Genomic DNA, 19739 nt, shown 5'->3' on the forward strand with positions numbered 1-19739 from the left:
CTGACTATAGCAAAAAAGAGCCTCTACCCATTGGTAAAGGCTCTGCTTTTATTTATTTTGATTTTTTAACTGCGTTTGTAATACTTGCTGCCAGTCCTCCCCAAATGATTACCATACCAAGGACCATAACAACGATAGCTGAAGCACTCATTTAGTTAGCCTCCCCAGTTTTCTTTTTGTTAGCTTTTCCCGATGACTTCCATTTGGAAAGCGCAAGCAGAATACCTATCACAAGCGCACCGCCTGCGACAAACCAACCCCCATATAAGATAAAGGCATCAGAATAACCACCATAATTTCCTGTCGGTGTATCAAAGAGTTTCAACAAGTTATCCCGGAACAGCTGGAACATGGTGTAGCCCAAAACTATCGGGGTAATGAAGGTTAAGCTGACGTTCCACCATGCGCGAATTCGTATATCTGATATTTCATTTGCATGTTCTTTAAACGTTCCCAGTTTACGCAAGAACCATGCAATCAGGATTACCTCAACCAGACCGAGCATTGCCACGCCAAACTGATTAATAAAATAATCAGCCGCATCAAGGAAGTTCAGTCCACCCCGTGTTGCAAAAAGCAAGGAGATAATTGCCGCTGTCCCACCACCGAACAGTACAGCTTTGTTGCGTGAAATTTTAAATTTGTCAACCAAACCAGCCACATATGTTTCGGTAATCGACATTAATGATGTTAAACCGGCAAGCACCAGTGAAATGAAAAACAAAAATCCAAACAGTTCATTTAATGCAGGGAATTCGTTAATGATGGCCGGAAATACTACAAATGCCAGTCCGACACCACCTGCAACAACTTCATCGACGGCAACCCCCTGTTGTGATGCCATGAATCCCAATACTCCAAATACGCCGATACCGCAAAGCAATTCGAAACTTGAGTTACCGAACCCGACAATAAATGCATTGTTTGTTAGATCCGTTTTTCTCGGTAAATAACTGGAATATGTGATCATGATTGCGAATGCAATTGACATACTGAAGAAAATTTGCCCATATGCGGCAACCCAGACGCTTGGATCCCAGATTTGGCTGAAGTTGGGTTCAAAAAATGCATTCAGCCCTTGTACCGCGCCAGGCAATGTAACCGCCCTGATAACAATAATAAGAAAGATAATTACTAATGCAGGTATAAAAATTCTGTTAGCGATTTCAATACCTTTTTTAACACCTTTAAATAAGATTCCAAGAACAACTATCCAAACTATGATCAGTGGAATTAATACTCCTGGAACAAATCCTCCAACTTGACCGGGATCTGCAAGATTTAAATAATCATTGAATAAAAATGTTTCGGTATCATCTCCCCAGCTCAGATTGATGGAAAATATGGAATACGATATTGCCCAGGCAATAATAACCGAATAATACGTTGAAATGACAAAGGCGACTAATACAGCCCACCAGCCAATCCATTCCACTTTCTTGCCGCCCATCCGATTGTACGTCAGCGGTGCGGAACCACGATATTTGTGCCCCATGGTAAATTCCATTATCAAAATTGGAATACCGGCTGTTAATAACGCTATCAGGTACGGGATAAAAAATGCCCCGCCACCATTTTCATACGCTACTGCAGGAAAACGCCATATATTCCCCAGACCTACCGCAGAACCGGCTGCAGCCAAAACAAAACCTGCTCTCGAACCCCATTGTGAACGATTTTCCATTGTTGGACTTCCCCCTTTTTTCCTTTATTACAATCCAATGTATGTCTGATTGTAACAAGGAATGTTAGTAATCTTTATTTTTTTCAGATATTTATGTTTGTATTATAACGGTACTTTCCTCCTATGTCAAAAAATAAAGGCAATTTTCAGCATTGCGCGATATAAAAGAACCCTTTCGCCACTGGGGACAAAAGAGTCTTTTGCTTCATCTACTGTTTTGTTGTTTCCATAAAATGGATAAATAGACCTGCTGCAATAATAATAATTAATGAAGCAAGCAGAGCAATTGACACCAAACCGGTAAAACCAATTACGAGATAGCCGACAGCTGCGGAAATGGCTGCAATAATTGCATACGGCAGCTGTGTGAGCACATGGTCAATATGATTCGATCCTGCACCAGTTGATGACAGGATTGTCGTATCAGAAATCGGTGTACAATGGTCACCGAATACAGATCCGGCCAATACCGCCGCTAGTGACGGCAGCAGCATGGTCATATCGGTTATCGAGGCAACCTCTGCCGCTATCGGAAGCATAATGCCAAATGTCCCCCAGGATGTTCCAGTTGCCAATGCCATTATGCCTGCAATGGTAAAAAATAAAAATGGAAGCAGAGACGGGCTGATGGATGCATCATTAACAATACGTGATAAATATTCACCAGTCTCCAACGTCCCCATAATTGATCCGATCATCCACGCCAGTAATAGAATGTAGATTGCCGGCATCATTGTCTTAATTCCTTCAATGCTTATTTTCCAAAGTCCCGGTTTCGGTTTTGTCTGCAGCCAATGGAATACCAGCGCAGACAGAACGGAAGCAAGTCCGCCAATAAACAACGAAAGATTTACATTAGTATTGGCAAAAATGGATAATAACGTAATTTCTGTACCACTCGTCATCATGCCGGTAACAACCATTGCAGCAACAGTCGCAACAATTAAAACACCAATAGGAACAAGCAAATGGTATATTTTTCCATTGCTGTGCGGATCGAATGCATCGCCCAGGTCACCCGGCACTTGTTCCGAATCCGGATTAAGCAGCAACCCTTCTTCAACGGCCCGTTCCTCGTGTTTTCGCATCGGACCAATATCCATGCGAAAATACGCAACCATAAATACTAGCAGCAATGCGGCAAGTGCGTAAAAATTCATTGGAATCATCTTAATAAAAGTTTCCAATGGCTGAAGATCCGTGATTTCATTTGCGGCAAGTAAACCGCCGATAATCCCGATAATATAGGCACCCCAGCTGGAAACGGGAGAAATAACGGTTACCGGTGCTGAAGTGGAATCAATAAAGTACGCAAGCTTGGCCCGTGATATTTTGTGCCGGTCTGTCAGCGGCCGTGCAATTTGCCCGACAGCGAGACTGTTGAAATAATCATCGATAAATATAATTAATCCTAAAACGCCCGTCATCACCTGTGCACTGGTTCGTGTTTTCACCCGTTTAATCATCCAATCACCAAAAGCCCTGCTCCCGCCGGATGCGGTCAAAAAAGCAGTCAACATACCGAGTAACAGTAGGAATCCCAGCAGCTGAAAATTTCCGATATTCAACTGGCCGCTTGTAACAAATATCCCATAAAAAACATTCCATATTTCCGTCAATGAATAAATAATGGCAAAATCATGAATAAATAATGCCCCCACAACGATTCCGGCACCAAGTGACAGCAAAACCCGCTTCGTGAGTAATACGAGCACAAGCATAAGCAGTGCTGGAATAATTGAATAAAATGTTCCCTCCATAGTTGCTTCCTCCATTTTCGTTAATGCACTTACTGATCTATAAACCACAAAAAAGCAACGATAGAAAATAACCTACCATTGCTTCAGTATCTGTTATCCTCCATTTCGATCAGTAGTTCTCCATGCATGTAGTATCAACATGACAGTGTATCCTTTATTCAAAAACACACCAGCAATAATAGGTCTGACCACCATTATGCTTCGGCAAGTGACCCTTTCATCAATCGTCTTCGATGTCATACTCAAACTGATTACTCATGCCAGTTGCACCTCTACCTCACCGATCTGATAAGGTAATGCCTATTTAATTTCCTCACATAGTATAGCAAGTTATTCATTTTTCTTCAAGGAGTCTTTTGGAATTGATATGGATGGATTGTTGCCATCAACTCCATAAAACTCCGGCACCTGTCCCATAATAACGGTTGAATCAATTGGTATTTTCGTACTGACTTCCTCTACTTCCGATGTAAACGGAATGACCACCTGCACATCAGCCTCGACAAGTATGTAAATAGTAACCAATGAGTTGTTAATCCCAAATGGTTCCACCTCTCTGACGACATCCGTTCGCACACTTCCGGCAAGATCCAAATTAACCGGAATTTTCGGACCCAGATTGGCAAGCGCCGCATTACCTGTTATCTGGCCAAGCGGGATTTCCACAACAGTTGGATCTTTTCTTGGCAAGTCTTCAGCATTGCCGTCATATTCAATCGGTTCATTCAATGACTCCTCGTATTGGGGTTGCCTGCCTTCATTCATCGCCATAAAAAATTCTTCAACTCGGTCTGTAGTTACTCTGTTTATTTTACTGACTACATTTGTTTTCCAGCTAAGAGTGGTAACTTGCCCCTCATTATCTGTTGTGGTTTCAAATATATCATCGAAATCATAATTTTCTGCAAATTTAACAGCCGTGTTGATTCCCCTAGTTGCAAACTCCTGCGTTTTAATTATCGCTATATCCATCAGGACAGGTTTAAAACCCTGATTAATAATCCAAAAGCTGAACCAAACGGCAGCGATAAATAAAATCATAGTAATAACGATTATATTCTTTGTCCGAAGTGGAGACCGTGGTGTTCTTTTTTTGCGGAATACCATTGGCTGCTTCATCATTAAAAAAACCCCCTAAAACAACGTATGCTTGTTTACAGGGGGTTAGAATTATTTTTCAGCTGTCAGCAATGAATTCAGTCAGGAAATTTTCAGCAATGCATCTTTGCCGATCATTCCCGGCTCCCAGCCGTATTCTCTGGATGCATCGGTAATTTTCTCAAGCGGTGCATGGAGCAATTGATCAATTGTCTTCACACCAAGTGCACGGCCGGCGATAACGTTTCTATCTTTAAGCACTTCATTTAAAACATCCACATCCAGTGCTCCACACATAATATAGCCGACCTCATTGGAAATCACCAGTAAATTTGTTTTCGGAAGTTCTACAGTTATTGCCGTAAAATACATGCCATCCACTTCTAACGGATTAACGGTCATCATACGGAAAAAATGCCTCCCTCCTGCTATACATAATAGGCTATGCAGGCGAAAGGCATATTGTCACCATAATTTGTGTAATGGATGCATCAGCCAAAATGGGTACGCAACGTATCTGCAAGCAAATCACGCAGAAATTCCGGCAAATAGAACTGCTTCGTTTCCGACTTGGCTATTTCCGGAAGCAGACGGCCAAATGTGAACGTATCAGCAGTCGCTAGCTTGTACGTTTTATCCGGGTCAAGCGGACGGCCATTGCGGGTTACCTGTTCCACATATTCATGGCCGTCTTTACGGATAACTGTATCCACTTCCAGCCCGGAAAATATCATCTTGCCAATCACTTCACCACGAAAGCCGAATCCTTTCAGCTTCAGTTCAGTCAATTCCTTCGTATAGGAGGCTCGAACAACTTCAACTAGTTCGTCACCATTCAGCTCCACTGTACAAGGATTGATTGGATGGGGACAAATGTGATGAATATCCTTATACGTCACATCACCCGCCGGAAATTGATCCAGCAGCAGCCCCGCATTGAGCATAGCCACGTCCGCTTCGGTCCATGATTTCAGGGTGTCGGTCAGTTTTTGCATCATTTCTGTCTGCTGAAACCACTTTACCTCAATAGGCTGCTCCAGATGAATGACAGGATGCCCCAGGAGCTTATCGGCACGAACACTCATGTCATACAATGTTTGTTCAGTCTGCAGATCTTTTGCCTTATGGGTAATATCAGTTGTATGAGCTTCTTTTTTTATAATGGATTTAGCGGCGTAATCCCATGTTAACGTCACTTCTCCGATAAACGCACAATGCTTCCCTGCAGCAGTTATCAGCGTGTTGTTAATGACCTCCCCTGTCCGGAGCAAATGGTGTGTATGGCCGCCAATAATCAGATCAACATCTTCAAAACGACGAGCAATCTCTTGATCTTCCGTGATTCCGAGATGTGACAATAGCACGATTACATCCGTTTCTTTTTTTAGTTCAGCAATATATTTTTCCAATGTTTGAAACGGGGGTGACATGTGCCAGTCCAATAATTCATAAAACGCATTAAACGGTGCCGTCAACCCGATCATCCCGATTTTCACCCCGCCTGCTGACTGAATGTTAATCGTCGGCTTCTGCCAGAATGGTTCGTGGCCAGTCATACTGTGCAGGTTGGCGCATGTCACCTGAAATTCCGCGTCATCATATAAATGGTACAAATCATCATGAGCCAGGGTGATTCCTTCATTATTACCGATGGTCGCAAAGTCGTAGCCTGCATCATTCAGCAGCTGTACATTGGCTTTCCCCATAAATGCCTCCGCAATCGGGTGAACCCGGTCCACATGATCTCCAATATCGATCATCCAGCATGAACTGCCTTCTGATGTGCGGCGTTCCTTCTCTGCTTTAAAATACCCGACGACACGCGACCAATTTTCAAAATTGCTATGTAAATCATTTGTATAGTAGAAATGTATTTGTTCCTGCATGAAAATGCTCCTTACATAATTCCCTCAATAATTAAGCGTGCTCCAATAATAACAAGTATGAATCGCAGCGCCCATTCCAATATATTTCCTTTGATGAGCTGGTTAACCTTCGCACCGATTACCCCACCGATTAATGCCCCCGGGATAAACAGAATCGCATACTCCCAAATGACATGCCCCAGGAAAATATGGGTTCCGGCACTGATAATGCCAATAAAAAAAATCATGAACATCGATGTTGCTGTTGCGATATGAACTGGAATACCAAAAAGTAAAATTAATGCCGGTACCATGATTGACCCGCCGCCAATTCCAAATAGCCCCGAGAGAATCCCGACAATAACAGAAATGACAACCGCCTGCCATACAGATATTTTATAATGGTACGTCTGGTTATCGACTGTGAAGGTACGGACTTTAGCTGCATTGGTTAAATCTATATCCGGTCGTTTCCGTTTAATCAGAAAAAGCGTGGATAAAGCAATCATCAGGATACCAAAATACAAAGTAAATCGTTCGGTATCCACAAATTGATTCAGCCACGACCCGAAAATACCGGCCGGAACACATCCAATCAGAAACAGAAGACCCGTTTTGTAATCCACCCTCCCCTGCCTCATATAAGAAACTGTTGATGAGAGAGCGGTAAAAACCATTGTGACAAGGGAAATTCCGACAATCATCTGCGGTTCTGCCCACGAGAACACATCCGAATGTTTATATAAAAATAACAGGCTTGGAATAAGGACAATCCCGCCACCGAGCCCAATCAGGCTGCCAACAAATGCCGCCGCGACAGCTATTACAACACATAAAATATAAACCAATACAATCCCTGCCAATCCAAGTCTCTACCCTTATAGTAGCATTAATCGAAAGAGAATTGCACGATTTTAAATTGTAGTGACTCATTCTTATTTTCATGAATCGGGCAAAAAACTGCAATCGTCCATACAATTGGAGTGCCACATAAATCCATTATTTATGTGGCACTGTGTAAAGCATATTTACTTAATCATCTTTTTCACCTTGGTCATTATCATCTTTTCTTTCTGCGATTTCACTTTTTTCTTCCCTCCACCATAAAGCTTCCTCAGGATCCTCTAAAACATCCTCTATTTCATGCTGTTCCTCTACAGCAGGCGGCTGTCCTCTGAGTGATTTTCCTGAAGTTTCGACAACAAAGAATGCAACAATAATTATACCGATAACCGATGCAAACATGATATAGTATGCAGGAACCATCCTGCTCATCGTTGCACTGATTAACCATGAAACAACCAGCGGGGCAGTACCGCCAAATATTGATGTTGCCACATTATACGTAATCGCCAATGACCCGTATCGTACTTCTGTAAAAAAGAGGGAAGGCAATAACGACGGCATAACACCTTGGAAAGAGGCAAGTAAAGCGCCCAAAATTAGTAACCCCAAGAAAACCAGCCAACTATTTCCACTTCCGATTAACAGAAAGGATGGGATTGATAAAATAATCATTCCGGATATCCCGAACAAAATAATCCGCTTATTTCCAATACGGTCACTAAAATAACCTGCCATTAAGACAAATGGAATCATGATGACCATCACGACCAATATCAGCAACAATCCTTTTGTATTTCCATAGCCAAGCACAGCATTTAGATGAGAAGGCATGTAAGTCAAAATCACGTAGTAAACCGTATTGTAGAATGATACCAATCCCAAGCCAATCAGTAATGACCTGCGATGATATACGAAAATATTTTTAAGGGATGCTTTTTGTTTTTTCTCTTCCTCTTCTTCCTCACTCCTGGATTCAAAAGCCGGAGTTTCTTCCAAATTACTACGCAAATAAAACCCAATGATACCAATAGGTGCAGCTATGATGAACGGGATTCGCCATCCCCAGTCATGCATCGTTTCTGATCCCAGTACATAACTTAGAAGAGTAACAATTCCAGCACCAGTGATATAGCCTACCAACGTACCTACTTCCAGACCGCTGGATAAAAATCCACGTTTCTTATCAGCCGTTGATTCGGCAATAAATGTCATAGCACCTGAATATTCCCCACCTGCTGAAAAACCTTGAATAAGCCTTGCCACAAGCAATAATATCGGTGCAGTTATACCGATGGAAGAATAGGTTGGAATCAGCCCGATGCTTAGTGTTGCAAATGCCATGATAATTAACGTAATAGCCAGTATTCTTTTCCGTCCGATTCGGTCACCAAGCATTCCGAAAAACAATCCACCGAATGGACGGACCAAAAAGGCGACAGCAAATGTAGCAAAACTGAACACTAACTGTAATGGACCGCTGAATTCAGGGAAAAACAACGCACCTAGAATAACCGCGAGATATGAATAAATACCAAAATCAAACCATTCCATTGCGTTACCAATTGCTGTTGCGATAACTGATTTCCTTGCCAGCTTTGTGTCCACAACAGTCACATCATCTTTATGTAAGTGTTGCATATTTTTTTTACGAAATTTTTTCTTTTTATCCACCTAGTTGCTCCTCCTCGTTTTCGTCTCTTTCTTATCCTAACCGAAACCCGTGGAATTATATTTTATTTCCACAAGTTTTATTTTCCTTTCCAGAAAAAATTAAAACCTATTTTATGTGATTAACTAAATAAAATTACCTGAGTGACTGAAGCACCTCCAGTTTAAAAAATATGTATTGACTATTATAACAATCTCGTCCAGCAGCCGAAATGGTCAAATAACCTATTTTTGCGTTCATTTGTCATGAACAAAAAATCCACGAAGCATATTATGAACTTCATGGACTTCAAATCCTACAAAAAATTTGAGGCATTGCTACTGTAATTAAAGTTACCCATAAAAATAAGACCTTCACACCAAAAAACCCCTTGTCACAAATATTGCTGTGACAAGGGGGGTATTTATTAACCGATAGAACCTTCCATTTCCATCTTGATCAGCCGGTTCATTTCGACTGCGTATTCCATTGGAAGTTCTTTTGTAAATGGCTCAATGAAGCCCATGACAATCATTTCAGTCGCTTCTTCTTCGCCAAGTCCGCGACTCATCAGATAGAAGAGCTGTTCTTCTGATACTTTGGATACTTTAGCTTCGTGCTCCAGTGAAATATTGTCATTGTTGATTTCGTTGTATGGAATCGTATCTGATGTTGATTCATTATCCATAATCAGCGTATCACATTCGATATTGGAACGGGCATTGTCTGCTTTGCGTCCGAAATGGACAAGTCCGCGGTAGTTAACTTTACCGCCTTGCTTGGAAACGGATTTTGAAACAATGCTTGACGATGTGTTTGGAGCCAGGTGATACATTTTTGCACCTGCATCCTGAACCTGCCCTTTTCCGGCTATTGCGATTGACAGTGTATTTCCCCGTGCGCCTTCACCCTTCAGAAGACATGAAGGATATTTCATCGTCAATTTGGACCCAAGGTTTCCGTCGATCCATTCCATTGTTCCATTTGCATCAACAGAAGTACGTTTTGTAACCAGGTTATAAACGTTATTTGCCCAGTTTTGGATTGTAGTATAACGGCAGTACGCATCTTTATGAACAAAAATCTCAACAACTGCACTATGCAGAGAGTTTGTTGTATAAACCGGTGCAGTACAGCCTTCCACATATTGTACGGAAGAGCCTTCATCGGCAATAATCAGCGTACGTTCGAACTGCCCCATATTTTCCGAGTTAATACGAAAATATGCCTGCAGTGGTGTTGTTGATTTAACACCTTTTGGTACATAGATGAACGAACCGCCGGACCATACTGCTGAGTTCAGTGCAGCAAACTTATTGTCCGAGGAAGGAATAACTTTTCCGAAATATTCTTTGACAAGATCTTCATTTTCTTTCAGCGCTGTATCCGTATCCTTAAAGATGATACCGAGTTCTTCCAAGTCTTCCTTCAGGTTATGGTATACTACTTCAGATTCATACTGAGCTGATACACCTGCCAAATATTTTTGTTCCGCTTCCGGAATACCAAGTTTATCGAATGTCTGCTTGATTTCATCTGGTACTTCATCCCAGGTTTTACCTTGGCGCTCAGATGGTTTGACATAATAGACAATTTCATCAAAATCCAATTCCGAAAGGTCGCCGCCCCATTGTGGCATCGGCATTTTATAAAATTGTTCCAATGATTTCAAACGATAATCCAGCATCCACTGTGGTTCTTCCTTCATTCTGGAAATTTCTTCAACCACTTCACGTGTCAAACCTTTTCCAGAGCGAAAAACTGATACGTCTTTATCATGAAAGCCATATTTATAGTCTTCCATTTCAGGCATGTTTTTAGCCATGCTGAATACCTCCTTATAGTGTTCGTACTTTATAGTTCCAAAACTGATTTAATCAGTAACCCTTTTATTCCTGAACACCTTTTTCCATTGCCTTCCATGCTAGTGTAGCACATTTGATGCGTGCAGGAAACTTGGATACGCCCTGCAATGCTTCAACATCCCCAAAGTCAAGATCACCGGTATCCATTTCTTCCCCAAGCATCATCTGTGAAAAAGCCTTTGACATATTCAGTGCATCTTCCAGCTTTTTCCCTTTGATTGCCTGTGTCATCATGGATGCTGATGACATGCTGATGGAACAGCCTTCACCGGTAAACTTAGCATCTCTGACAATACCATCTTCCACCTGCAGCTGCAGCTGGATCCGATCCCCGCATGTCGGATTGTTCATGTCGACAGTCAATGCGTCACCTTCAACAGTCCCGCGGTTTCTCGGATTTTTATAATGATCCATGATTACCTGTCTGTATAGTGTATCAAGGTTGTTAAAAGACATCACCGAAATACTCCTTCGTCTTCAAAAGTCCATCAACTAAACGATCAATATCTTCCTCTGTATTATACAGATAAAAGCTTGCACGTGCGGTTGCTGTGACATCAAGCCACTTCATGAGAGGCTGGGCACAATGATGTCCTGCCCTGACCGCAACACCTTCCGCATCAAGGACTGTCGCGGTATCGTGCGGATGAACATCATTCAGATTAAAGGTAACCAAAGCTGCCCGCTCTTCCGGACCATAGACGGTTTTCCCGTCAAGTGCACGCATTTTATCAAGTGCGTATGCAGCAATTTTATGCTCATGTGCCGCAATGTTATCCAAACCAACATCATTCAGAAAATCAATTGCTGCACCCAACCCGACTGCTCCTGCTATAATAGGGGTTCCACCTTCAAATTTCCATGGAAGTTCTTTCCACGTTGAGTCGTACAGATTAACAAAATCAATCATTTCCCCGCCGAATTCAACTGGTTCCATGTTTTCAAGAAGTTCCCGCTTGCCGTAAAGTACACCAATACCTGTTGGACCACACATTTTATGACCTGAAAATGCATAAAAATCACAGTCTATTTCTTTCACATCGACCTTCATATGCGGTGCACCCTGAGCCCCGTCAATTAGGATTACAGCACCGTTATCGTGAGCGATCCGGCTTATTTCCTTAACCGGATTGATAGTTCCAAGCACGTTGGAAACGTGTGTTACCGCAACTATTTTAGTGTTGGGTGTTACAGTTTCCCGTACATCCTCAAGAGCAATCGTTCCATCATTTTGTAATGGAATATATTTCAATGTTGCACCTGTTGCTTTTGCAGCCTGTTGCCAGGGAATGATATTGCTGTGATGCTCCATCGGGTTAATCACAATTTCGTCCCCTGTCGTCAGGTTTGCCCGGGCATAACTGTATGCAACTGTATTAATCGAAGTGGTTGTACCGCGTGTGAAAATAATTTCAGCGGTGCTGTCAGCATTAATGAAGCGCCGCACCTTTTCACGGGCACCTTCATATTTCTCTGTCGCTCTGGTACCCAGCGTGTGAACACCGCGGTGTACGTTCGAATTATCCTGACGATAATAGGTATCTACAGCGTCAATAACCGATTGCGGTTTTTGCGATGTTGCCGATGAATCCAGATATACTAAAGGATGTCCATTCACTTCCTGGTTTAATGCAGGAAATTGCTGCCGTATGGCTTTTACATCCATTAGTAAACCTTCCTTTCAATTACTCGTGTCAACTGTTCTTTCACGGATGCAATCGGCAATTCACCAACAACCGGTGCAAGGAATCCATGAATAATCAGGCGCTCCGCCTCATGACGCGTAATACCACGGCTCATCAGATAATATAGTTGAAGCGGGTCAACACGTCCGACAGAAGCTGCGTGACCTGCTGTAACATCGTCTTCTTCAATTAAGAGAATCGGATTGGCGTCACCTCGTGCTTTTTCACTGAGCATCAATACACGGGACTCCTGTTCAGCATTCGAGCGTGTTGCACCATGTTCGATTTTGCCAATACCATTAAAAATTGCAGTCGATTGTTCTTTCATAACACCGTGCTGCAGAATATGGCCTTCCGAATCCTTGCCAAAGTGCACGATGTTAGCTGTGAAGTTCTGTGTTTGCTTCCCACGTCCAACAGACACGGCACGTGCATTAGAGCCGGAGTTGTCACCAACAAGATGTGTCACATTTTCTGAAACCGTGTTACCATCATTCATTTGACCCAGTGCCCAATCAAGTTTGGCATCACGATATGCAACACCACGCCGGTTAATATAGGAAGTGGTTCCTGCCGCAAGATTATCAACTGCGCCAAATGAAACTTGTGCATTATTGTTGGCAATGACTTCTGTTACAATATTTGCAACGGTTTCCTGTTCAGCATTCTGTGATACATAGTTTTCCACGTAGGTAAGGGAACTATTATCATCCGCTACAACCAATACATGATTGAACAATGCTGTTTCCGGATCTTCCTGCCAGAAAATAACATGAAGCGGATCTTCCACCTGTACGTTTTTTGGAACATAAACGAATGCCCCGCCGTTCATTAATGCAGCATGAAGTGCAGTCAGACGATGTTCATCAATCGAAACTGCATCTTTCATGTAATAACGCTGAACCAATTCCGGATGTTCATTTAATGCTGTGAAAATATCGGTAAAAATAACACCTTTCTCTTTCAGCTCTTCACTTACGGAAGCATATGCAAGTGTGTGGTTACGCTGTATCAGAAGATTGCCTGATTCGTTTTCCATATCCAGAAATTCCTGAATATCTGCCGGCAAATCATTCAATGATGAAATTTCATCGCTTTTTACTGCTTCATGCTTGAACTTATTGAAATTCCATCTGTTGATTTTGGTTTTATCGGGTTTTGGCATTTCCAATGAATCAGCTTGCTCCAAAGCTTGAAGGCGTAATTCCCGCATCCATTCCGGTTCATTTTTGTCTTGTGAAAACTGGCTGATATATTCTTTGTCGTATGGCAGCTTTGTTTCTACAGTCATTTTACCCCTCCTAACTTTTTACGCTTTTTGTTCAACTGTTTCGTCGTCTTCAATGCCAAGTTCTTCCTTAATCCAGTCATAACCTTCAGATTCAAGGCGCTGCGCCAGTTCAGGTCCGCCGGATTTCACTACACGTCCCTGCATCATTACATGCACTTTATCCGGAGTAATGTAGTTCAACAGACGCTGATAGTGGGTAATAATCAGGCAGCCAAAGTTGTCATCACGCATTTTATTAATCCCTTTAGATACGACTTTCAATGCGTCGATATCCAGACCGGAGTCAATTTCATCCAGAATCGCAATTTCCGGTTTGATGAGCATTAATTGAAGAATCTCATTACGCTTTTTCTCCCCGCCGGAGAATCCTTCATTCAAATAGCGCTGTGCCATGTTTTTGTCGATCTCCAGAAAATCAAGCACGCTGTCCATTTCCTTAATGAATTTCATCAACGAAATTTCGTCGCCTTCTTCACGGCGTGCGTTAATAGATGAACGCAAAAAGTCGGATGTTGTTACACCGCTGATTTCACTTGGGTATTGCATACCAAGAAACAATCCTGCCCGTGCACGCTCATCAACTTCCATTTCCAGAACGTTTTCACCGTCCAGGAGCACTTCCCCTTCAGTGATTTCAAATTTTGGATGACCCATGATTGCTGAAGCAAGTGTTGACTTACCAGTACCATTGGGTCCCATTACTGCATGGAATTCGCCACCCTTTATCGTAAGGTCTACACCTTTTAATATTTGGTTACCTTCAATGGTTACATGAAGATTCTTGATTTCTAACGTCGATCCTGCCATGTTGATACCTCCAGTTACTATTTATGTTCTTTATTTCAAATGGACTTTATATCCATTCTCAATCTATTCTCATTATAATCTTAAATCATTTCGAATCTATAATCAACTCTTTAATATGCATGAAATAAGATATTTGAATATAAAAAAACTTCAAGTTTATGACCAAGTTTCTACATTATTATATATTATTTATTGTTGGAAATTAACCTTCCAGTAAAATTTCTTCAATAAAACATATCAAAAAATCGCTGGTACCCAAAGGGAGCACCAGCGATAGTCTTTATTTATGAAGTTGACTGTCAATTTCAGCTACTATTTTCTTACATTTATCATATTCATGCTGTCGTCTCTTTTCAACATAAATGCGTTTGTCAAGTTTTCTTTCATACTCGGCAAATCCAATTCTGTGCGACTGTTGCATCGCTTTCTCCATCTCTGGAGTGTAATTCATTTTAATTCCACTATAAATAGTGAATCATCCTTTCGAATTATTTACAACAATTATCGTAACACAGGACAATTCCCACTCCAAAAGCGATTTAAACCTCTGTGAAACCCCAGGTCCATGTTTAATTCACTGAAAAATAGATAGCCGACTTTCATAAAAACATTTGGCAAAATGCTCTGATTTGCTAGGTTTTCCTTAAAATTCGACTTTCGAGCAGACCACTTTACTTGTCGTCAGATGCCTTGCCGTCAACCGGCACAACCGCTCCATCGAATTCTTTCAGGATATAATCTTGAATTTCCTTGGAATGAAGCACATCCACCAGTGTATTTAATGCTTCATTATCCTTGTTTTCTTTCTTAACAGCAACCACATTCACATACGGTGATTCCTCACCCTCAATAATCAGTGCATCCTCTGTCGGATTTAAACCTGCGCCAATCGCATAGTTTGTATTGATGGCCACCAGTGTATTTTCTTCCGTTTCATAAAGTTCCGGCAGAAATGCTGCTTCATATTCAGGGGAAAACATCAGATTTTTCGGGTTTTCCACAATATCATCGACGGTCGCTTCCACTTTATCAACACCATCAGCCAATTTAATCAGGCCTGCTTTTTCAAGTAAGGCTAATGTGCGACCATGGTCTGCAACGGAACGACTCATCAGTACTTCCGTTCCTTCCTTAACTTCTTTAAGACTGTCATACGTTTTGGAATATATCCCCATAGGTTCGATATGGATGCCACCAAGGTGTGTAAAATTATAACCGAGTTCTTCCTTTTGTGTTTTTAAATATGGAATATGCTGAAAATAGTTTGCATCAATTTCACCGTTGGACAGGTCTTTATTTGGCAGTATATAATCCTGATATTCCTCAATTTTAAGGGTAATACCCTTTTCCTTCAAAATTGGCTTTGCTTTCTCCAAAATTTTTGCATGTGGTGTACTGGATGCACCAACTTCAATAACATTGTCTTTCGCGCTGGATTCCTCCCCACCGCACGCTGCGAGTATCAAAATAAATAATACAGATAATAGTGCCAAAATCTTTTTCATCTGAATTCTCCCCTTTTATCTTTTATCTAATTTTTTGGAAATAAAGTCTCCAATGAACTGAAAAATAAATACAATAATTACAATTAAGATTGTACAAATCAGAACGACATCAAATTCCTGGCGTTGAAAACCAAAGAAATAAGCGTAACTTCCAAGTCCACCTGCACCGATAACACCTGCCATCGCAGTGTAGCTGATTAGCGCAATGGCGGTTACGGTCAGACCTGATACAAGTGCAGGCATCGATTCCGGCAACAGAACCCGAAAAATTATTGTCAAGCTTTTAGCACCCATTGATTTGGCTGCCTCGATGACACCTTTGTCCACTTCTTTCAGGGCAATTTCAACAAGCCTTCCGTAAAAAGGTGCCGAACCGATTATCAAAGCGGGCAACGCGGCATTCGGTCCGCGGACTGTACCGATTAAAAAGTCAGTAAAAGGAAAAAGCAGTAAAATCAGTATAATAAACGGTATTGCCCGGGACACATTCACAATGGCTGCAACAATCACGTTAAAAGTTTTATTCTGCCAGATACCGCCTCTATCTGTCAGATAAAGCATTAGCCCTAGTGCAATCCCGAGAACCAGTGTCCCAATCAATGCGAGGACCGTCATATAAAATGTCTCATATGTCGCGATCCATAACTCCTGTGTATCGATATTCGGAAACAACTCAGTCAACATCGCGAACCACCTCCACTTCAACAGAGGTTTCATTCACTATATAGTTAACTGCCTTATCCATTTCAGCCAATTCGCCATCGATCTGGACAAACAGCGTTCCATATGCCCCACGCTGTGTCTGCGTTATTTTCCCCTGCAAAATATTAATGTCAATGGCAAACTTTTTGGCAACTTTACTGACCAATGCCTGATTCGCCGTTTCCCCAATGAAGTGCAAGCGGATGATTTTGCCGCTTTCATACGTTTCAATCAACTTAGTGTAGCCTTCATTCTCGTCACTGGTTCCCATTACCTGTTCCACAAATTTTCTCGTGACCTGTTGCTGGGGTCTCAAAAAGACATCCAGCATATCACCCTGTTCAACAACTTTTCCTTCTTCCATGACCGCAACTCGGTTGCAGATTTTACGAATTACATGCATTTCATGGGTAATCAGGATAACAGTCAGCCCGAGTTTTTTATTGATGTCGACTAAAAGATCAAGAATCGCATTCGTTGTTTCCGGATCAAGTGCTGATGTAGCCTCATCACAGAGGAGCACTTTCGGCCGGTTAGCCAGTGCCCTAGCGATGCCGACCCGCTGTTTCTGTCCGCCGCTCAATTGTGATGGATAGGCATTATCTCTGCCGGACAAGCCAACCAGCTTGATTAATTCCTCTACACGGGCTTCACGTTCACGCTTCGGCACACCGGCGATTTCGAGCGGGAATGCAATATTATCTTTTACTGTCCGCGACCAAAGTAAATTAAAATGCTGAAAGATCATCCCGATTTCCTGTCGCGCCAGTCGCAACTGTTTATTATTCAGTGCTGTAATTTCCTGCTGATTAATGACAATCCGTCCATCTGAAGGATCTTCCAAACGGTTCAAAAGCCGTACAAACGTACTTTTTCCAGCACCGCTGTAGCCTATAACGCCAAATATTTCTCCTTCGTTTATCGAAAGGGTTAAATCGTCAACAGCTGTAATTTCATTCTTATTTGATGTGAATACTTTGCTTAAACCCTCTATTAAAATCAACAAAATCCTCCTTCAGACACTATTATGCGCCATAAAAAATAGAAAAACGTCTTTCCGTAAGAGAACAGAAAGACGTAAAATTGCATCTTCACGTTCTCTCATCTGTCAAAGCAAATGCTTTGCAGGAATTGGCACCTTTCAAATAAAAAATTATTTGAGGTTGCCGCGGTTTCGCAGGGCCAGCCCCTCCACCGCTCAGGATAAGAGAATTCACATATTTAATTAATAAAGTATAAAAATGATATTAGCACGCTTCTTCATGCATGTCAATTATTATTTCACAAATAACTCAGGTTTATATTTCATCAGATAGTTATATATATTTGGAATGGAACGAAATGCATAAACCTTTTCTTTTACCTCGTCCCTGTCCTTAATCAGCAGACACGGAACACTTTCCACTTTATACTCCTGCATCAAATCAGGATTCAGGGATGCATTCATTTCATAAAAAATATGTTCGCCATGTACCGACTCAATTTTATCCAGCATCGATTTTGCCAGACTGCACGTTCCGCAAAATGGTGTGTAAATATATAGTAGAAAACGTTCCTGCTGCAAAACTTCCTCAGTTGCTTCCTGCAAACTTATCACCCTATTGTAAAAAAATCGGATTGACCCTGATACCTTTTCCGGCCAATTCCACTGCTATATCGTGTTCCGGGGTTGCGGCAACTTCGCGGTATTCACCGCTTACATGCATATGTTCGGCATGAGGAAGTTCCCGTGTCAACTGCCGCCGCAATTTAATTCCGGAACTGTCTTCATCCACCAAAATATAGACGTCACGATCGTCCAAATTGTACGTCTCCAGCAGTTCATCAAATCGCTCAACGCCAAGTGTGCCATTCGTGCAAACGACATCCAGTTCTTCCGCTATAACCTTTTTAATTTGCTTCTTGTCGGTCAAACCTTCTACAATAATTATCTTTCCCGGATCATCCGTCATCACCAAATCGCTCCCAGCTGAAAACAGATTCATTTTAAATTATAACACAGCACCCAGTCTGTATTGTTATTTTATGCCTCGATGCAATAATTCATTACGATTACAAAATTCAGCTATCTTTAAGGCTTTATAACATCGACCGTATAAGCTTGCCATCTGCAAAAAGAAAAAAAGCAGGCCTTGAGCCCGCTTTTTCTTTAGTCTTCATCTACAATTTCTTCATATTTTTCAGGTGAAAGCAGTTTATCAAGTTCTGATTCATCTGATGGCTCCACTACAACCATCCATGCTTTGTCGTACGGGGATTCATTAACAAATTCAGGACTGTCTTCCAGTTCTTCATTAATCTCAACTACTTTTCCGCTGATCGGCGCATACAATTCCGATACTGTTTTTACAGATTCTACACTGCCAAAAGGCTCATCCAGTTCGAGTTCATCACCAGCTTCCGGAAGTTCAACAAATACGATGTCACCTAATTCGGATTGTGCAAAGTCGGTAATGCCGATTCGTACTTTGTCACCTTCTTTTTTAACCCATTCGTGCTCTTCTGAATATAACAAATCTTTCGGTAAACTCATTGAAATCCCTCCGATAATAGATTGCATTTTTACTATACTAAGTTCGGGCTGTTTTTTCCAGTACTACTTCCAGGTTTCCTCAAAAACCTCTTCTTTGAAACCAACCGTTACATTTTCTCCATCAGTGACAATCGGCCGTTTAATCAGCATACCGTCAGACGAAAGCAATTCTGCCATTTCTTCTGCATCCGCATCTTTGATTTTTTCCTTTATGTTTTGTTCCCGATATTTCTTCCCACTCGTATTAAAAAATTTTTTAGCTGGCAGACCGCTTTTATCAATCAATTCCAACAGCTTATCTTTAGACGGTGGCGTTTCTACAATATGTACAGGCTTATAATCCAATTTCTGTTCGTCCAGCCACTTTTTTGCCTTTTTACAAGTACCACAGTTCGGATACCAGTAAAATGTCAATCCCATTCCGCATCCCTCCATTTATTCCTATTGGAT

Annotated in this window: 21 protein-coding genes and 2 riboswitches; all 21 genes read right to left on the reverse strand. The window is 41.7% G+C overall.

Annotation, left to right across the window (positions count from 1 at the left end; all coding sequences use genetic code 11):
* Nucleotides 1-52 precede the first annotated feature (52 nt).
* Nucleotides 53-151: a methionine/alanine import family NSS transporter small subunit gene (locus tag HUX68_RS07075; RefSeq protein WP_174614170.1), complete on the reverse strand. Its 99-nt coding sequence runs from the start codon at nucleotides 149-151 to the stop codon at nucleotides 53-55.
* Nucleotides 152-1684 carry a sodium-dependent transporter gene (locus tag HUX68_RS07080; RefSeq protein ID WP_174614171.1) on the reverse strand — a complete coding sequence of 511 codons (1533 nt, stop codon included), beginning with the start codon at nucleotides 1682-1684 and terminating at the stop codon, nucleotides 152-154.
* A 209-nt stretch (nucleotides 1685-1893) separates the two neighbouring features.
* Nucleotides 1894-3444: a Na+/H+ antiporter NhaC family protein gene (locus tag HUX68_RS07085; RefSeq protein WP_174614172.1), complete on the reverse strand. Its 1551-nt coding sequence runs from the start codon at nucleotides 3442-3444 to the stop codon at nucleotides 1894-1896.
* Nucleotides 3445-3549: 105 nt separating this feature from the next.
* Nucleotides 3550-3727: riboswitch (Lysine riboswitch) on the reverse strand.
* 47 nt (nucleotides 3728-3774) lie between these two features.
* Complete coding sequence (gene yunB, locus HUX68_RS07090; protein WP_174614173.1) at nucleotides 3775-4566, reverse strand: sporulation protein YunB; 792 nt, start codon at nucleotides 4564-4566, stop codon at nucleotides 3775-3777.
* A gap of 78 nt (nucleotides 4567-4644) precedes the next feature.
* A complete protein-coding gene (locus HUX68_RS07095; RefSeq protein WP_174614174.1) occupies nucleotides 4645-4947 on the reverse strand; it encodes a YunC family protein in 303 nt (100 codons plus the stop codon).
* Nucleotides 4948-5033: 86 nt separating this feature from the next.
* Nucleotides 5034-6428, reverse strand: a complete 1395-nt coding sequence (locus HUX68_RS07100) for a bifunctional metallophosphatase/5'-nucleotidase (protein WP_174614175.1) — start codon at nucleotides 6426-6428, stop codon at nucleotides 5034-5036.
* Nucleotides 6429-6439: 11 nt separating this feature from the next.
* On the reverse strand, nucleotides 6440-7255 hold the full coding sequence (locus HUX68_RS07105) for a sulfite exporter TauE/SafE family protein (protein WP_174614176.1): 816 nt from the start codon (nucleotides 7253-7255) through the stop codon (nucleotides 6440-6442).
* Nucleotides 7256-7439: 184 nt separating this feature from the next.
* Nucleotides 7440-8891 carry an MFS transporter gene (locus HUX68_RS07110; protein WP_174616371.1) on the reverse strand — a complete coding sequence of 484 codons (1452 nt, stop codon included), beginning with the start codon at nucleotides 8889-8891 and terminating at the stop codon, nucleotides 7440-7442.
* A gap of 437 nt (nucleotides 8892-9328) precedes the next feature.
* Nucleotides 9329-10726 carry a Fe-S cluster assembly protein SufB gene (gene sufB / locus HUX68_RS07115; protein ID WP_174614177.1) on the reverse strand — a complete coding sequence of 466 codons (1398 nt, stop codon included), beginning with the start codon at nucleotides 10724-10726 and terminating at the stop codon, nucleotides 9329-9331.
* 64 nt (nucleotides 10727-10790) lie between these two features.
* On the reverse strand, nucleotides 10791-11222 hold the full coding sequence (gene sufU, locus HUX68_RS07120) for a Fe-S cluster assembly sulfur transfer protein SufU (protein ID WP_174614178.1): 432 nt from the start codon (nucleotides 11220-11222) through the stop codon (nucleotides 10791-10793).
* Nucleotides 11212-12432 (reverse strand): cysteine desulfurase, encoded by a 1221-nt coding sequence (locus HUX68_RS07125; protein ID WP_174614179.1) that lies wholly within the window; start codon nucleotides 12430-12432, stop codon nucleotides 11212-11214. Before HUX68_RS07125 ends, sufU begins: the two co-directional genes overlap by 11 nt.
* Nucleotides 12432-13742, reverse strand: a complete 1311-nt coding sequence (gene sufD, locus HUX68_RS07130; protein ID WP_174614180.1) for a Fe-S cluster assembly protein SufD — start codon at nucleotides 13740-13742, stop codon at nucleotides 12432-12434. Before sufD ends, HUX68_RS07125 begins: the two co-directional genes overlap by 1 nt.
* An 18-nt stretch (nucleotides 13743-13760) precedes the next feature.
* Complete coding sequence (sufC, locus tag HUX68_RS07135) at nucleotides 13761-14549, reverse strand: Fe-S cluster assembly ATPase SufC (RefSeq protein ID WP_174614181.1); 789 nt, start codon at nucleotides 14547-14549, stop codon at nucleotides 13761-13763.
* Between the two features lie 280 nt (nucleotides 14550-14829).
* Nucleotides 14830-15000 (reverse strand): YuzK family famiily protein, encoded by a 171-nt coding sequence (locus tag HUX68_RS07140; protein ID WP_174614182.1) that lies wholly within the window; start codon nucleotides 14998-15000, stop codon nucleotides 14830-14832.
* Nucleotides 15001-15220: 220 nt separating this feature from the next.
* Nucleotides 15221-16054: a MetQ/NlpA family ABC transporter substrate-binding protein gene (locus HUX68_RS07145; RefSeq protein WP_174614183.1), complete on the reverse strand. Its 834-nt coding sequence runs from the start codon at nucleotides 16052-16054 to the stop codon at nucleotides 15221-15223.
* Between the two features lie 15 nt (nucleotides 16055-16069).
* Nucleotides 16070-16738, reverse strand: a complete 669-nt coding sequence (locus HUX68_RS07150) for a methionine ABC transporter permease (RefSeq protein ID WP_174614184.1) — start codon at nucleotides 16736-16738, stop codon at nucleotides 16070-16072.
* Entirely contained in the window at nucleotides 16728-17759 is a 1032-nt protein-coding gene (locus tag HUX68_RS07155; protein WP_174614185.1) for a methionine ABC transporter ATP-binding protein, read from the reverse strand. Before HUX68_RS07155 ends, HUX68_RS07150 begins: the two co-directional genes overlap by 11 nt.
* A 95-nt stretch (nucleotides 17760-17854) precedes the next feature.
* Nucleotides 17855-17966: riboswitch (SAM riboswitch) on the reverse strand.
* A gap of 66 nt (nucleotides 17967-18032) precedes the next feature.
* A complete protein-coding gene (locus tag HUX68_RS07160) occupies nucleotides 18033-18353 on the reverse strand; it encodes a thioredoxin family protein (protein ID WP_343033616.1) in 321 nt (106 codons plus the stop codon).
* Nucleotide 18354: 1 nt separating this feature from the next.
* Entirely contained in the window at nucleotides 18355-18708 is a 354-nt protein-coding gene (locus tag HUX68_RS07165) for a toprim domain-containing protein (RefSeq protein WP_174616372.1), read from the reverse strand.
* Between the two features lie 197 nt (nucleotides 18709-18905).
* Entirely contained in the window at nucleotides 18906-19289 is a 384-nt protein-coding gene (gene gcvH, locus HUX68_RS07170) for a glycine cleavage system protein GcvH (protein WP_174614187.1), read from the reverse strand.
* 63 nt (nucleotides 19290-19352) lie between these two features.
* Nucleotides 19353-19709, reverse strand: coding sequence for an arsenate reductase family protein (locus tag HUX68_RS07175; protein ID WP_174614188.1), 357 nt, complete (start codon nucleotides 19707-19709; stop codon nucleotides 19353-19355).
* Between the last annotated feature and the right edge of the window lie 30 nt (nucleotides 19710-19739).

Source organism: Virgibacillus ihumii (assembly GCF_902726655.1).
Taxonomy (GTDB): domain Bacteria; phylum Bacillota; class Bacilli; order Bacillales; family Amphibacillaceae; genus Lentibacillus; species Lentibacillus ihumii.